Source organism: Wolbachia endosymbiont (group B) of Ischnura elegans, from assembly GCF_947251585.1.
GTDB lineage: Bacteria > Pseudomonadota > Alphaproteobacteria > Rickettsiales > Anaplasmataceae > Wolbachia.
In genome coordinates this window covers 1,903,176-1,918,467 of record NZ_OX366371.1, presented here as the reverse complement: position 1 = coordinate 1,918,467, position 15,292 = coordinate 1,903,176, and the positions used below count along the sequence as shown (strand labels likewise).

The window sequence follows — 15,292 nt, the reverse complement described above, 5'->3', positions numbered from 1 at the left end:
TGAAGTAAGGTTTTAGAAATTTATTCTGTATTGGAAAAAGTTTAGGTATGCAATCACGCTTAGGCAAATGTTGGTTTAGGTTATTAATTTTGGTAATCTGTGTTCTGGTTACAGGTTGTAGTAAGAATGATATGCCTTTTCCAAGATGTATATCTGCTGATTATTTTGGTCCTGAACCCATTGCAATTGGTGCTCATTTTCCAATCGGTCATGATGCGTTTTTTCCAGAAGGTGAAAGTGGAGAACCTATTGATCCTGAAACCGGAGAAATCAATTATGGTTTTCACCCTAATCAAGTAGTGAAGTGGAAGGATACCGGCCTTGAAACCAATGGAGATAGTTTAGTAGTACGAGTAAATGGTGCATGGACATCTTGGAGCAATAGTAATAAGAAGAAATCTCAAAGTAGTTATAGTTTGGAAAGTTTGGAGCAGTTAAAATATGCAACCAAATTTGAAAGAGGGAAAGGTGACAACAGTCTGCCTGACTTTCACTTGGTTTGTAATGATTATAAACCTAGCATACAAAAATTTTCAAGTAAGCCTAATGCAAGTTGCACTGTAAATTGCAAGTGCATTAATGAAGATGATAGCGCAAATACAGTATCACGTGGTGCTCCATGTTGGTTTACTAACGGCCATGGTGCTTATCTTTTATTTAAAAGGCCTAGCGATTCTAGTCCTAACGAAAATTTAAAATCCATGCGTAACCCTGAGTCTCCTACTGTACATCTAGGTTACAATTCCGTAGCGGAAGATGGAAGTGGGCTTTTTACTTTAGACAGAGATAACACCAAATTACAGGACAGAAATTGTAATAAGGTGAGGTTAGAAAAAGGATGGAAAATATATGTAAAGATATTAGATAGATATTATCTAGATAATGCAGGTGGCTACTCTTTTGAATTTTTGAGCGGAGTGCAGAAACCAAGTAACTTTGGATTTTTTGATTACGTTTATAACTATCTAAAATGTGTATTATTGATTAACGAAAATTGTAAAAAGCATTTTGATAGCAATGATCCTGCAGCTGCACAAGCGATGTTTCAAAATATAGCTGAAAAAAGTACGAGCTTTCACAATTTTGTTCTTTCCTTGCTTGTTCTATTTATAGTGATTTCATCGCTTCTTTATCTTTTTGGAATGATAAGAGAAACTACGCATGATATGCTCATCAGAATGATGAAAATCACTCTAGTAATAGTGCTTATATCTCCTGGAAGTTTTAGATTTTTCTATGATCATTTTCTTGTTTTATTTGTTAAAGGTCTTGAACAATTGATAAGCATAATTACTAATTTTGCTCCCAACATGAACACCGGAGGTAATTCAAACGTTGCTCAAGGAAATGAAGCTAAATTGTTTAGCTTCATGGAGGATATGTTTAATAAGTTTTTTGCTTACTCTGTTTGGAAAAAGTTTGCAGCATTTTTACATTATCAAATGTGGGCAAGTCTCCTTATGATACCGGCAATTTTTATAGGGATTGTCTTATATTTCCTGCTGTGTATGTATGCTTACATAATATTCCTTTCTGGTTTTATGGGTATAGCTTTTCTTGTAGCTATAATGCCGCTATTCCTAATCTCTATTTTATTTTCACCACTGAAAAGTCTATTTGAGGGTTGGATAAAATTCTGTATTAGTTTCTGTTTGCAATCAATTATGATATTTACCCTGCTGTCATTACTTGCTGCGATGATAATGAATACCTTTTATAAACAGTTAGGCTTTACTGTGTGCTATAATAAATGGCTTGAAATAAAGTTATGTGCTCCAAAATGGGTATTTGGTGGTTTTTGTATAATTGATAAAGAATACTTTAGCTGGACTCCAGGGCAAATTTTTGTACCTTATGCTATTGGAGAGGCTTCTCCATTGAACGTAGATAAGAATATAGAAGGTATAGAAAAACTAAGCAGAATAGGTGGTACAGTAAAGTTTACTGGTGGCGCTGGATATATCCCTCTTCCACCAGATTACATTAATAAAGGTTTTCGTTATATAGATTATCCTTTCTTTAATCCAATTCCTGGAACTAAAGATAATCCAGCAGACCACTATATTGCGGAAAGTGATATGATAGTTAGTAATGGCTGTAGTGCAAAAGATCTAGTACGCTTAACAAATAGTTTATCTCATGCATCAGAGAGGGCTGACATTATATTACTGATCAACAATATAGAGAAAAGGATAGGTGATGTTAGTGAAATAATAAAACGCTACTGTCAAGATATAAATAAATGCAATAGTTATAGGGAAATAATTAATGAAATAAGATCTTTAGTGCGGAGTGCGATAAAAAAACAAGGTTGTAGAATACTGAAACTTCATGATTTATATAAGGATCCCAACAGTGAATACTGTCAGAAATGTAAAGATTGTGAGGATTGCAAAAATTATAAAGAAAATAGTGATTACCAAAGGGTGCAAGACATACAGAGAGGTTATTTAATCAACGCAGGAGAGATCTTTGTATTGTTCTTGCTTTCGTTTTTGATGTTTTCTTTGAAGGAGTTTGTACAACAGATGGGCTCAAGCATTGCCGGTGGTGGGTTTGGTGTTTACAATATATCTAGTATGTATCAAGCATCACCTGTGACTGGTTTAATGCAGGGATTAAAACAACAGATGCAAGATAAAATTGGTGGAGGGCTAGAGTCTTTAGGTAATTGGGCTACTCATGTACCGGACAGATTAGCTGGAGGTACAGCTAATTTGCTAGGTAGAATACCAGGAGTTGGGGGTGTGCTGAAATATGCTATTAATGTGCCACGTAAGCTTGTAGGTGCTACTATTGAAGCAACAAAATTTGCAACATCACCTAAAAATGATGTTGATAAGCTTGAGGAAAAAATCTACAGGGCGTTTGGAATTGATAAAGAAGATATTGCACATAGAAGAATTGATAAATATTTAGAATATTATAAAGGATATGTAGGATCACATTTGGGCTATACAATAGAAGATGCTATGAAGTTTACTTGGGAACATGGTCTCGACTCTATAGGAATTAACCCTGCTACAGGAGAAAAGGATGGTTACCAGCATAATCTACTCTATAGAGCAAAAACATATAGACGGGAATTTCTTGAGAAGCTTCATGACTACACTATTGGCCGCAAGAGAGAACCAGAAGAAGATGAATCATCAAAAGAAAATAAGCCTAATCAATCAAATCGAAAATTAGGTACGGAACCAGAAACCCTAAAAAACACTACAGAAGCTATACGTGCCGGAGAAGATAGAGAGCGTCAAGATAATGAAAGGAATGAGAACATAGAGAATGATGAAGAATCGTAATTTCAAAGGGCTAAGTTATTATGGTCTTCAGCAAGACGAAGATGGTAATATCAAGTTAAACGATTACAATGATGTTTTAAATGCGCGCAGAGCGAGGGTAGATTTGTTACTAGATAGCACTAAGCAAGGTGATGTTAGTCTTTCAAAGCTAAATAAAGCTCTGAATGAGAGACTTATAGATGATAAAGGGCTATCGTCAGAATTTGACAAAGAAGACAAAGAAATTGCACAGAAGGAGCTTAAGATGTTCTCTATTTTAGACGATCTTGATAATCTTGCAAACATTGAAAGTGAAGATCTATTAGAGGTTAGTTTGTTACTATCAGATCTTAGTTTTATAGAGAGAAATATTGTGTTGAATGCCGATCAGAGTTCTGATCTAATAGGGTTCAAAAGTCTATTTATAGAAAAAAAAGCATCTGGTGAGGAATATAGTGATGAAGAGTGTCACAATTTCCTCGATAGTATAGAGAAAATCAATACTTTAATTAAGTTAGAGTTAGAAAGTAGAATTGAAGGGATGGGTCATGATGAAAAAAACAACCATGATGATTTACAAGACGAGATTGGTCGTGCAATCAGTATAGAAAATAAATCAAAGAAAAGCGATTGATCTTGCGTTCCTCCACAAGCAACCTTCTTTCTATTAGACTGCTGAAGCTATGTTGACATTAAATGTGTATTATAAATAATTAGTTAACTTCGAACTTGTTTTATATGTTACGTGTTATTGCGGGTAAATATCGTGGAAGAAAAATAACTACAGGCAAGAATTTAGCTGCACGGCCCACTATGAGTAGTGTCCGAGAAGCAATATTTAGTATACTTTCTTCAAGAAAACCTATTTATAACCTAAATGTACTTGATTTATTCTGCGGAAGTGGCTCTTTTTCATTTGAAGCACTTTCTCGAGGTGCTCAACATGCATTCATGGTAGATTCAGATTATTACAATTTGCAACTGCCTAAAAAAACAGCAGAAGATTTTGGAATTACGAACGATATCACGTTAATTTGTTGCAATGCTAACGGATTACCAAGACCTATTTCAAAGTGCGATATAGTTTTTATGGACCCACCTTATAATATCAATCTGGTTAACTCAACTTTAGACGAGTTAGCTCACTCAGGCTGGTTAAATGATAATGCGTTAATAATTCTAGAAATGAGGAAAAATGAAGGTTTTGAGTGCAATAAAAACTTCAATATAATTGTGGAGCGTACCTACGGTATTGCAAAAATAATTTTTCTTTCTTCACTCACTTGAATTTCTTTTGTAAACATCTATAGCTAAGCTAAGTAAGATTTTTCCGAGGACTGAAAGAAAAAATCAATTCGTTTTGGTGGGAATAGGGTGTGTAACAGCAAATCAATACGAGTTGATATACTAGAAGAAGCAGTATGGAAAGAAATGAAGATGGTACTCAAAGAACCAGAGGCAATGACTAAGGAATATCAGCTCAGACTCGTAAAACATGAAAGTACGCAAGCAAAGGATTAACTTGAAAAGCGTGCAAGTAAAATAGAACAAGGTATAGAAAAATTAGCTTATGTATATGCAAGGGGTCATATAACGAAGGAAAAGTATGACTTAGAAGTTGAGAGCATGGAAAAGGAGTTAAAGGAATCAGAGATCAAAGGGAAGAAGCTATCGATGAAAAGAGTCTACAGAGAGAATTAGATTTTATCACAAACAGTGTAGAAAGTTTTTCCTCTGAGAGAGCTTAATCAAGCAGACTATGAAACTAAACTTGATATAATAAGAAAGTTAGTTCAACGCATTGAAATTGACGATGATAACGTACATATAGTGTTTCGATTGAAAGAACTTGCTCGAAAGGGAGTGTTAAATAAACTGTGTCAAACCGAGAAGTAAAGTAATAAATTGTAACCGTTCACGGAGATAAGGTGGTTTACAAAGTAAGTATAAAAGTGTAAAGAGATAGGAAGCTAAATATGGAATGGGTAAATGACAACAGTGCTGCAAGAAAAGGTTGTAGCAGAAAAGGCTAATCTCAAGGAAGAAATAAAAGCACTGATCAGAGAAAATGATAGCTTGAAAGCAAAAATAGTTGAATTAGAAGACAAATTGGGCTTAAATTCGCAAAATTCATCGCTGCCACCATCACGAGATATATATCGTAAGAAAGCAAAAAAGAAAAGTGATAAAAAACCAGGAGGTCAGCCAGGACATAAGGTGCATAAGCGTGAATTAATGGCTGCAGACGAGGTAGTGAGATGCACAATTGATACAATTTGTATGTGTGGAGGTAAGATTACTTTAGAAGATGAAATTATTCATCAGAAGGCAGAGTTGCCAGAAATTAAGCCAATTGTAACTGAGTACAGGTTGCAAAGAGGACATTGTAGCAGTTGTGTTAAAAGTCAATAGAAAAATTGATGTAGCTGTGAATAAGTACTTAAAATTTGTGTGGGCGTACTTATTCACAGCTATGCTATTGCTATATAGAAGCAGTTTTAGGGCTATACTCCTCAGTAAACAGTCTACCGTCTCTTACTAAAGAGTTAGCAAGGATAAGTAATTTTCTCATTGCAGCAGTAGAGGTAACTTTATATGGTTTTTTATATTGATTGTATAGCCTATCAAAGAAGATTTTTATATAAGAATTGTACCTTTGCGCACTAAGAATGCACATATGTAAAACCTTTCTAATTTGTGATCTACCACCCTGAATACACCTTTTTCCCTTACTAAAACCACTATCTCGATTAAAAGGTGCAACTCCGGAAAGGCTGGATATTTCTTTATGTTGGAGAGTTCCAAGCTCGGGTAGATAACAAATAAAAGTAATAGCTGTTATTGCACCTACACCAGGTATACTAGTTATTGACATGTACTTTTTTTTAAGCTCTTGATTTTTATCGACTAATTCCATTACCTCATCTTCTAAGACTTGAATTTGATTTTGTAAAACTGCAAGTAGCTCTTCCATTTGTTTGATTATAGATAAATCGGTTACTTGATGAGCTTGGGTTTTTTGTATTTTTGCTATTTCTACTAGTTGATTCCTGCGAGATAATTTTTGCTTCAAACAGTCAATACTACTAACTTTTAAAGGAGTGACACGCATGTCTGTATTACTAACATAACGTGAGATGATGCTACAGTCTATTTTATCAGTTTTAGTAGCAATACCAAGGCTTTTTGCATAATCTCTCACCCATCTTGGTTGAATGACATATACTTCAAAACCATGGCTTAATAAAGTATAAGCACATAATTTTTCGTACCCACCAGTTGCTTCAAGTCCAACTTTGGTTACGTTATGTAAACGCAAAAAGTCGATTATTTGATCAATAGCTTGAACGTTATTTTCAAATACTTTATGATGTCCAAGTGGATGAATATGGATATCTAGTTTATTTTTGCTAATATCAATGCCAGTAATAATATTTGATAAATTCATAATCCCTCCATAAATAATGTGTATACTGCATTTTCCACCCTTATATACGAGCCTAAAAGCTCAACCAGTTGTTCGGAACTTTCAGTATAATAAACCAGAGAGGAGAACCTTGCTGCAAAACGGTCCTTATGACCAAGAGTATGTACGGTTCCTCCTCTCTGCGTGTCTTTATACCGCCATTTCGTGACATTTATAAAGACTTGTTTTTAACATATAAGAGTATGTAATAAAAGAATTACAGCAAATTTACCCGAAGGTGTTGCAAGAGATTTTCTAGGACCCAATGCTAAAACAGTTATAAGCAGCCTTAGCGGCTTTTTTATTAACTCAAAAAGAGAGGTACAGCAAATTTTGGGCAGTATTTTTAATCTAAATATAAGCCTTGGTTTAGTCTCAAATACTGAACGCAGGGTATCGAAGAAGTGTGCATCTGAATATGAGAAAATGAAGGAAGAGTTGCAAGGAAGCGAGTATTTGCATATAGACGAAACAGGGCACAGAAATCAAGGAAAGAGAGGCTGGAGTTGGGTAATAACAAACAAAGCGTTGACACTTCTGAAGGTAAGCGAGTCTCGTGGTAAGAAGGTGTTGAAGAGTTTACTGCCAGAATATGATGGTATAGTTGTGAGCGATAGATACGCTGTATACAATTACTTCAATCGTGAAAATAGACAGATATGTTGGGCACATCTGGCAAGAGATTTTGAGAGATTTGCCCATAGTAAAAATGTTGAAGTGAGCAAAATTGGCCAAGCACTAAAATCGCTCAGCAATAAGGTGTTTGTAGTAGATAAGGCAAAAAAACAAAATTTGATAGATAATTTGAGATTTTATCGACTGGTGCGAAAAATTCGGAAAAGGGTAAAACATTTTTTACGTAAAATGACGAGGGTTGCAAATAGCACTCAAGCTTCAAGAATGGCCGCTAAGATGTTACGATCTGAGGATATGATGTGGAAGTTTTTAAGAAAACCTGAAGTGATAGAAACAACTAATAACCTTGCAGAACGGCAAATTAGACGGTACGTAATTTATCGTAAAAACAGCTTTTTCACCTGGTCAGAACGTGGAGAAAGATTCGTGGAAAGAATGTTGTCGATATTTTTGTAACCGTTCACGCAATGGCGTCAACTTAAGAGCCTTCATTAGCAGACTCTCCTAAAGACATGATGGCGTTTAGGCTTATCAACTTTGTCCATTCACGGTATAAGAAAGTAGTTTACAAAAATTGCATAATTAGTATAAAAAACAATAAACTAGATAGATGAGGGGTTGATGATAGAGGTGCTACAAGAAAAGATTGTGGTATTGGAGTCAGAAGTTGGTACTCTGAAAGCAGAGAATGATAAGTTAAGGACAAAAATAATTGAGCTAGAGGATAAGCTGGGTTTAAATTCAAAAAATTCATCGCTGCCACCATCGCAAGATGTATATCGCAAAAAGACAAAAAAGAAGAGCGATAAAAAACCAGGCGGGCAGCCAGGACATGAAGCGCACAAGCGGGAATTGATGGTAGCAGATGAGGTGGTAAAATGTTCAATTGATACAATTTGCATGTGTGGAAGCCAAGTTATTTTAGAAGAAGAAACTGTGCATCAAAAGGTTGAATTGCCAAAAATTAAACCGATAGTGACTGAATATAGGCTACAAAAAGGCTACTGTAAGGCGTGTAAGAAAAGGATCTCAGCTAGTCTGCCTGAAGGTGTGACAAGGGATCTTTTAGGAGCTAATGCAAAAGCAGTAATTAGCAGTTTTAGTGGATTTTTTATCAATTCAAAAAGGGAAGTACAGCAAATTTTGAGCAGCATATTTAATCTGAATATAAGCCTAGGTTTGGTATCAAAGACCGAGGGTAGAGTATCAGAAAAATGTATATCTGAATACGAAAAAATAAGAGAAGAGCTACGGAAAAGCAAGTATTTACATATAGATGAAACAAGCCATAGGAACCAGGGAAAGAAAGGTTGGAGTTGGGTAGTAACGAATAAAACAGCAACACTTATGAAGTTAGTTGGATCTCGCGGAAAGAAGATATTAAAAGGGCTATTGCCAGAGTATGATGGAATAGTTATAAGCGATAGGTATGCTGCGTATAATTACTTTAATCGTGAAAACAGACAGATATGCTGGGCCCATTTAGCAAGGGACTTTGAAAGGTTTTTTTACAGTAAAAATGTTGAAGTGAGCAGAATTGGCGCAGCATTAAAATCGCTGAGCAACAGGGTATTTGTGGTAGATAGAGCACGTAAACAAAACCTGATAGACAATTTAAGATTTTTCCGGTTAATGAGGAAGATTCGAAAAAGGGTGAAACATTTTTTGCGAGAGATAACAAGGGTTGCAAAAGGAACTCAGGCCTCGAGAATGGCTGCCAATATACTACGTTCTGAAGATATGATGTGGAGATTCGTGCGCAATCCTGATCTGATCGAGACAACCAATAACCTTGCAGAACGTCAGGCTAGACGGTACGTCATTTATCGTAAAAATAGTTTTTTCACTTGGTCAGAACGTGGAGAAAAGTTCATTGAAAGAATGCTTTCGATATTTTTGACTGCACGTTTGAATGATCAGAATCCTGTCCAGAAACTACAGAATTTAGTCGCTATTCCTGCCTAATTGGGAATATTCCGTGAACGGTTACGTCACTGCTTAGTTCTTTAATTCATTCTCACAATCCGTGAACGGTTACATATTTTTGACATCACGTCTAAATGGCCAGAACCCCTTTCAAAAGCTACAGAATCTAGTAGCTGTCACTGCTTAGTTCTTTAATTCATTCTCACAATCCGTGAACGGTTACAATAAATTGATAAAATGGAGGTTTGACACAGTTTATTTAACACTCCCCAACATTCTATCGGGATGCCAGTGTCAGCTACTTGCATGACATCCTCTTGCTTCTATAGGTGTCTTTATCTCGTCTACTTTATTTTGCCACACAGATACAATGGTTTCACATGCACTTGGTAGGCTATCTATTTTGACAAAGAAGGACTACCAACACCTTCAGCGTTTGCATCACTAAACTTACTTGCTACTTTATCAATAGTCCAAACTAGTGGCGTAACAACGAGCGCAGCAGCCCAAATAACAGCACTAACAACATAACTCAAAACTGTGTTAACAAATTTAGATAATGCCCTACTATGGTCCCATGTCTTACTTGACAACATGGATGAATAATCTATGAACGATTTTGTGTTACGCTTAAGATCAAAACTATCTACTACTTTCGCTAATCCTTTTGCCGGCCAGTATGACAAATACGCCAATGCTAGATATAAAGGTTGCAGAATTACACTAGCTAACGCAAAAGTAGTAGTCTGAATCATAGAAGGATTTTGGTAACTACCAAGAGCTACATTTTTCACTGGCCCAACAACACTGTTGATAAGGTAAACGGATTTATAGAAACTATTTTGTGGAATTTTGTTACATCCAACACTTTTGGTAGGAACATCTCCAAACTTAGCATATTTCTTAAAATTATCATATAAATTTAACATATTACCCCTCTAAAATAAAAACATAATTATCTTACTAATATCGCTTGTTTTAGAATAAATGCAATCACTACCTAACTAAATTATCTGTTGCACAAAAGCACATATTACCATACCATCGAAAATAAAGAGGTCAGCATGAGTTTTACTTTACCTGAGCTGCCATATGATAAAGCAGCTTTAGAACCTTACATATCTGCAAATACATTGAATTTTCATTATGATAAGCACCATAAGGGATATTTAAATAAACTCAACGAACTGGTTGAAAACACAGATTATCAACATATGGAAATTGAGGAATTAGTAACGAAAGTTCATGGAAATAATAATACAGTTCCTATTTTTAACAATGTAGCACAAGTTTGGAATCACACTTTTTATTGGAATTCAATGAAAAAAAATGGTGGTGGTAAACCTAAAGATGATGGTCTTCTAGCAAAAAAAATTCAAGATGATATCGGTGGCTTTGACAAATTTTGTGAAGAATTTTCAAATTATGGAGTAAGCCAATTTGGTAGTGGATGGGTGTGGTTAGTGCTTGAAAAAGGAAAACTCAAAATCACTAAAACTCCAAATGCGGATCTACCGCTAATTTATGGCCAAGTGCCACTACTTACTATGGATGTATGGGAGCATGCATACTATTTGGATTGCCAAAATCGCAGAATTGACTACATAAAAGTTTTTCTTGATCATTTGATCAATTGGGATTTTGTAGAAGAGAATTTAAAGAAGAATATATAAGATGAATATACCACAAGTAACAAAACTAGATAATGGTCTGCGCATAATAACTGAGCGAGTGCATGAAGTTGATTCCGTAGCTTTAAATATACGAGTTGGTGTTGGCAGTAGAGCTGAAAGTGCAAGTCAAAATGGAATATCTCATTTCCTAGAGCACATGGCTTTCAAAGGAACAAAGACAAGAACTGCTTTTGAAATTGCAAAAGCTTTTGACGACATAGGTGGAGCTTTCAATGCTTGCACCGGTAGAGAAAGTACAAGTTATTACGCAAAGGTTCTTAAAAAAGATATAAAGACTGGCATTGATATATTAATAGATATATTAATGAATTCTACATTTCCAGAGGATGAATTGGAACGCGAAAAGGGTGTTGTAATACAAGAGATTTTTCAAACTAATGATTCACCGAGCGATATCATTTTTGATAAGTATTTTGAAGCAGCTTATAAAGATCAACCATTTGGTAGGTCAATCTTGGGTACGCAAGATACTGTCAAATCTTTTACTCGAGCTAATCTAGATAACTACATAAATGAGCATTACTTTGGCGAGAACATTATATTTGCTGTTGCAGGAAATGTTGAACATGAGGAGGTTGTTCAATTAATCAAAGACTTTCTCTCAAAGATTCATTCAAAAGAGCTGAAAAAAAGCGAGAATGCAAGTTATACCGGTGGTGAGTATTTAGAACATCGTAAATTAGATCAAGTACATTTATTAATTGGTCTACCTAGTGTTTCTCGTGATGATAATAGATATCACACATTCAAAGTTCTTGATGCCATACTGGGAAGTGGCATGTCATCACGCCTGTTTCAGGAAGTAAGAGAAAAGCAGGGGCTTGCTTATTCCATTTACTCATTCAACTCTAGCTATGCTGATACAGGAATGCTTTCGATTTTTGCTGGTACAGATAGCAGTAATCTAGATAAGCTTTTGAAAGCTATAACGACAGAGTTGAAGAAATTGTCTACAGATGATTTAAAGGAAGAAGAAGTAAATAGAGTAAAAGAACGAGTAAAATCTCAAATTTTAATGTCACGCGAAAGTGTTAGCTCGCGTGCTGAAACGTTAGGACACTACTACGGTAACTATAATAAATACATCAGTAAAAACGAATTAATAGAAAAAATTAGTGCTGTTACTATTTACGATATAAAAAAAGCAGCAGAAGAATTGCTATCTCAGCATGAAAGAATTACTTTAGCTGCGATTGGAGAAATTAATTCATTGCCAAGTTACGATAAAGTGGTTTCTATGCTTAGTGTACTTTAATTATGTTGCTTATTCTCACTAAAAAGTTCAATGAATGGTTGCAAAATCCTTTCTATAAAAAGTTTGCTTTCTGGTTCATCGCATATACCACTAATCATTTTATTGAAAGTTTTTTCGCTGTTTTGTAAAAATAAATAGCTTTCTACTGATTGCACAATAGACAAGGCAGTTAAAATTCCTCCTATCACTAAACAAGAAGCTATAGCAGGTACGGTACCCACTGCAATTCCAGTTGCGATTAATGATAAACCAGCTAAGAGTGTAAAGGCTGAAACGCAAAACGCTATTTGATGGTAACCGTTCACGGATTGTGAGAATGAATTAAAGAACTAAGCAGTGACAGCTACTAGATTCTGTAGCTTTTGAAAGGGGTTCTGGCCATTTAGACGTGATGTCAAAAATATCGACAACATTCTTTCCACGAATCTTTCTCCACGTTCTGACCAGGTGAAAAAGCTGTTTTTACGATAAATTACGTACCGTCTAATTTGCCGTTCTGCAAGGTTATTAGTTGTTTCTATCACTTCAGGTTTTCTTAAAAACTTCCACATCATATCCTCAGATCGTAACATCTTAGCGGCCATTCTTGAAGCTTGAGTGCTATTTGCAACCCTCGTCATTTTACGTAAAAAATGTTTTACCCTTTTCCGAATTTTTCGCACCAGTCGATAAAATCTCAAATTATCTATCAAATTTTGTTTTTTTGCCTTATCTACTACAAACACCTTATTGCTGAGCGATTTTAGTGCTTGGCCAATTTTGCTCACTTCAACATTTTTACTATGGGCAAATCTCTCAAAATCTCTTGCCAGATGTGCCCAACATATCTGTCTATTTTCACGATTGAAGTAATTGTATACAGCGTATCTATCGCTCACAACTATACCATCATATTCTGGCAGTAAACTCTTCAACACCTTCTTACCACGAGACTCGCTTACCTTCAGAAGTGTCAACGCTTTGTTTGTTATTACCCAACTCCAGCCTCTCTTTCCTTGATTTCTGTGCCCTGTTTCGTCTATATGCAAATACTCGCTTCCTTGCAACTCTTCCTTCATTTTCTCATATTCAGATGCACACTTCTTCGATACCCTGCGTTCAGTATTTGAGACTAAACCAAGGCTTATATTTAGATTAAAAATACTGCCCAAAATTTGCTGTACCTCTCTTTTTGAGTTAATAAAAAAGCCGCTAAGGCTGCTTATAACTGTTTTAGCATTGGGTCCTAGAAAATCTCTTGCAACACCTTCGGGTAAATTTGCTGTAATTCTTTTATTACATACTCTTATATGTTAAAAACAAGTCTTTATAAATGTCACGAAATGGCGGTATAAAGACACGCAGAGAGGAGGAACCGTACATACTCTTGGTCATAAGGACCGTTTTGCAGCAAGGTTCTCCTCTCTGGTTTATTATACTGAAAGTTCCGAACAACTGGTTGAGCTTTTAGGCTCGTATATAAGGGTGGAAAATGCAGTATACACATTATTTATGGAGGGATTATGAATTTATCAAATATTATTACTGGCATTGATATTAGCAAAAATAAACTAGATATCCATATTCATCCACTTGGACATCATAAAGTATTTGAAAATAACGTTCAAGCTATTGATCAAATAATCGACTTTTTGCGTTTACATAACGTAACCAAAGTTGGACTTGAAGCAACTGGTGGGTACGAAAAATTATGTGCTTATACTTTATTAAGCCATGGTTTTGAAGTATATGTCATTCAACCAAGATGGGTGAGAGATTATGCAAAAAGCCTTGGTATTGCTACTAAAACTGATAAAATAGACTGTAGCATCATCTCACGTTATGTTAGTAATACAGACATGCGTGTCACTCCTTTAAAAGTTAGTAGTATTGACTGTTTGAAGCAAAAATTATCTCGCAGGAATCAACTAGTAGAAATAGCAAAAATACAAAAAACCCAAGCTCATCAAGTAACCGATTTATCTATAATCAAACAAATGGAAGAGCTACTTGCAGTTTTACAAAATCAAATTCAAGTCTTAGAAGATGAGGTAATGGAATTAGTCGATAAAAATCAAGAGCTTAAAAAAAAGTACATGTCAATAACTAGTATACCTGGTGTAGGTGCAATAACAGCTATTACTTTTATTTGTTATCTACCCGAGCTTGGAACTCTCCAACATAAAGAAATATCCAGCCTTTCCGGAGTTGCACCTTTTAATCGAGATAGTGGTTTTAGTAAGGGAAAAAGGTGTATTCAGGGTGGTAGATCACAAATTAGAAAGGTTTTACATATGTGCATTCTTAGTGCGCAAAGGTACAATTCTTATATAAAAATCTTCTTTGATAGGCTATACAATCAATATAAAAAACCATATAAAGTTACCTCTACTGCTGCAATGAGAAAATTACTTATCCTTGCTAACTCTTTAGTAAGAGACGGTAGACTGTTTACTGAGGAGTATAGCCCTAAAACTGCTTCTATATAGCAATAGCATAGCTGTGAATAAGTACGCCCACACAAATTTTAAGTACTTATTCACAGCTACATCAATTTTTCTATTGACTTTTAACACAACTGCTACAATGTCCTCTTTGCAACCTGTACTCAGTTACAATTGGCTTAATTTCTGGCAACTCTGCCTTCTGATGAATAATTTCATCTTCTAAAGTAATCTTACCTCCACACATACAAATTGTATCAATTGTGCATCTCACTACCTCGTCTGCAGCCATTAATTCACGCTTATGCACCTTATGTCCTGGCTGACCTCCTGGTTTTTTATCACTTTTCTTTTTTGCTTTCTTACGATATATATCTCGTGATGGTGGCAGCGATGAATTTTGCGAATTTAAGCCCAATTTGTCTTCTAATTCAACTATTTTTGCTTTCAAGCTATCATTTTCTCTGATCAGTGCTTTTATTTCTTCCTTGAGATTAGCGTAACCGTTCACGCAATGGCGTCAACTTAAGAGCCTTCATTAGCAGACTCTCCTAAAGACATGATGGCGTTTAGGCTTATCAACTTTGTCCATTCACGGTATAAGAAAGTAG

The 15,292-nt window shown here is 35.4% G+C and carries 15 protein-coding genes; 10 read left to right on the top strand and 5 right to left on the bottom strand.

Annotation, left to right across the window (positions count from 1 at the left end):
• Positions 1 to 47 precede the first annotated feature (47 nt).
• The 5 genes from OPR58_RS09925 to OPR58_RS09905 all read left to right on the top strand — a co-directional run bounded on the left by OPR58_RS09925 (position 48) and on the right by OPR58_RS09905 (position 5,693).
• Complete coding sequence (locus OPR58_RS09925; RefSeq protein WP_265022590.1) at positions 48 to 3,302, top strand: TrbL/VirB6 family protein; 3,255 nt, start codon at positions 48 to 50, stop codon at positions 3,300 to 3,302.
• The gene (locus tag OPR58_RS09920; protein ID WP_064085846.1) at positions 3,286 to 3,915 is read left to right on the top strand and encodes a WD_0853 family protein; all 630 of its coding nucleotides are present in this window, start codon (positions 3,286 to 3,288) and stop codon (positions 3,913 to 3,915) included. The genes OPR58_RS09925 and OPR58_RS09920 overlap by 17 nt, the downstream gene beginning before the upstream one ends.
• A gap of 104 nt (positions 3,916 to 4,019) precedes the next feature.
• The gene (rsmD, locus tag OPR58_RS09915; protein WP_265022589.1) at positions 4,020 to 4,568 is read left to right on the top strand and encodes a 16S rRNA (guanine(966)-N(2))-methyltransferase RsmD; all 549 of its coding nucleotides are present in this window, start codon (positions 4,020 to 4,022) and stop codon (positions 4,566 to 4,568) included.
• An 87-nt stretch (positions 4,569 to 4,655) separates the two neighbouring features.
• Positions 4,656 to 4,802, top strand: a complete 147-nt coding sequence (locus OPR58_RS09910; RefSeq protein WP_164819305.1) for a hypothetical protein — start codon at positions 4,656 to 4,658, stop codon at positions 4,800 to 4,802.
• Positions 4,803 to 5,270: 468 nt separating this feature from the next.
• Complete coding sequence (locus OPR58_RS09905) at positions 5,271 to 5,693, top strand: DUF6444 domain-containing protein (RefSeq protein ID WP_265022588.1); 423 nt, start codon at positions 5,271 to 5,273, stop codon at positions 5,691 to 5,693.
• A gap of 70 nt (positions 5,694 to 5,763) precedes the next feature.
• On the opposite strand, the gene OPR58_RS09900 is transcribed toward OPR58_RS09905, so the two are convergent.
• A complete protein-coding gene (locus OPR58_RS09900) occupies positions 5,764 to 6,729 on the bottom strand; it encodes an IS110 family RNA-guided transposase (protein ID WP_264336652.1) in 966 nt (321 codons plus the stop codon).
• A gap of 213 nt (positions 6,730 to 6,942) precedes the next feature.
• Here OPR58_RS09900 and tnpC (OPR58_RS09895) point away from each other — a divergent pair, with 213 nt between their 5' ends.
• A complete protein-coding gene (gene tnpC, locus OPR58_RS09895) occupies positions 6,943 to 7,839 on the top strand; it encodes an IS66 family transposase (protein ID WP_320109912.1) in 897 nt (298 codons plus the stop codon).
• A gap of 165 nt (positions 7,840 to 8,004) precedes the next feature.
• Complete coding sequence (tnpC, locus tag OPR58_RS09890; RefSeq protein ID WP_265022247.1) at positions 8,005 to 9,348, top strand: IS66 family transposase; 1,344 nt, start codon at positions 8,005 to 8,007, stop codon at positions 9,346 to 9,348.
• Positions 9,349 to 9,707: 359 nt separating this feature from the next.
• Here tnpC (OPR58_RS09890) and OPR58_RS09885 read toward each other — a convergent pair whose 3' ends face one another.
• Positions 9,708 to 10,238, bottom strand: coding sequence for a hypothetical protein (locus OPR58_RS09885; RefSeq protein WP_265022587.1), 531 nt, complete (start codon positions 10,236 to 10,238; stop codon positions 9,708 to 9,710).
• 135 nt (positions 10,239 to 10,373) lie between these two features.
• Here OPR58_RS09885 and OPR58_RS09880 point away from each other — a divergent pair, with 135 nt between their 5' ends.
• A complete protein-coding gene (locus OPR58_RS09880; protein ID WP_007302021.1) occupies positions 10,374 to 10,982 on the top strand; it encodes a superoxide dismutase in 609 nt (202 codons plus the stop codon).
• Between the two features lies 1 nt (position 10,983).
• Positions 10,984 to 12,258: a M16 family metallopeptidase gene (locus OPR58_RS09875; RefSeq protein ID WP_064085407.1), complete on the top strand. Its 1,275-nt coding sequence runs from the start codon at positions 10,984 to 10,986 to the stop codon at positions 12,256 to 12,258.
• On the opposite strand, the gene OPR58_RS09870 is transcribed toward OPR58_RS09875, so the two are convergent.
• Both OPR58_RS09870 and tnpC (OPR58_RS09865) read right to left on the bottom strand, forming a co-directional pair.
• Positions 12,255 to 12,563 carry a WD_0736 family protein gene (locus OPR58_RS09870; protein WP_265022586.1) on the bottom strand — a complete coding sequence of 103 codons (309 nt, stop codon included), beginning with the start codon at positions 12,561 to 12,563 and terminating at the stop codon, positions 12,255 to 12,257. The two genes, OPR58_RS09875 and OPR58_RS09870, sit on opposite strands and share 4 nt — an antisense overlap.
• Before the next feature lie 24 nt (positions 12,564 to 12,587).
• A complete protein-coding gene (gene tnpC, locus OPR58_RS09865; RefSeq protein ID WP_265023147.1) occupies positions 12,588 to 13,526 on the bottom strand; it encodes an IS66 family transposase in 939 nt (312 codons plus the stop codon).
• 234 nt (positions 13,527 to 13,760) lie between these two features.
• Here tnpC (OPR58_RS09865) and OPR58_RS09860 point away from each other — a divergent pair, with 234 nt between their 5' ends.
• A complete protein-coding gene (locus tag OPR58_RS09860) occupies positions 13,761 to 14,726 on the top strand; it encodes an IS110 family RNA-guided transposase (protein ID WP_264336652.1) in 966 nt (321 codons plus the stop codon).
• A 70-nt stretch (positions 14,727 to 14,796) separates the two neighbouring features.
• Here the strand turns inward: OPR58_RS09860 and OPR58_RS09855 are convergent, their stop codons facing one another.
• Complete coding sequence (locus OPR58_RS09855; RefSeq protein WP_265022585.1) at positions 14,797 to 15,192, bottom strand: DUF6444 domain-containing protein; 396 nt, start codon at positions 15,190 to 15,192, stop codon at positions 14,797 to 14,799.
• Between the last annotated feature and the right edge of the window lie 100 nt (positions 15,193 to 15,292).

Excerpts from the sequence above, each read along its gene's own strand:
- OPR58_RS09900 (WP_264336652.1), bottom strand. The coding sequence starts at position 6,729 with ATGAATTTATCAAATATTATTACTGGCATTGATATTAGCAAAAATAAA.
- OPR58_RS09860 (WP_264336652.1), top strand. The coding sequence starts at position 13,761 with ATGAATTTATCAAATATTATTACTGGCATTGATATTAGCAAAAATAAA.
- tnpC (WP_265022247.1), top strand. The coding sequence starts at position 8,005 with ATGATAGAGGTGCTACAAGAAAAGATTGTGGTATTGGAGTCAGAAGTT.
- OPR58_RS09875 (WP_064085407.1), top strand. The coding sequence starts at position 10,984 with ATGAATATACCACAAGTAACAAAACTAGATAATGGTCTGCGCATAATA.
- OPR58_RS09920 (WP_064085846.1), top strand. The coding sequence starts at position 3,286 with ATGATGAAGAATCGTAATTTCAAAGGGCTAAGTTATTATGGTCTTCAG.
- rsmD (WP_265022589.1), top strand. The coding sequence starts at position 4,020 with ATGTTACGTGTTATTGCGGGTAAATATCGTGGAAGAAAAATAACTACA.
- OPR58_RS09905 (WP_265022588.1), top strand. The coding sequence starts at position 5,271 with ATGACAACAGTGCTGCAAGAAAAGGTTGTAGCAGAAAAGGCTAATCTC.
- OPR58_RS09880 (WP_007302021.1), top strand. The coding sequence starts at position 10,374 with ATGAGTTTTACTTTACCTGAGCTGCCATATGATAAAGCAGCTTTAGAA.
- OPR58_RS09925 (WP_265022590.1), top strand. The coding sequence starts at position 48 with ATGCAATCACGCTTAGGCAAATGTTGGTTTAGGTTATTAATTTTGGTA.
- OPR58_RS09885 (WP_265022587.1), bottom strand. The coding sequence starts at position 10,238 with ATGTTAAATTTATATGATAATTTTAAGAAATATGCTAAGTTTGGAGAT.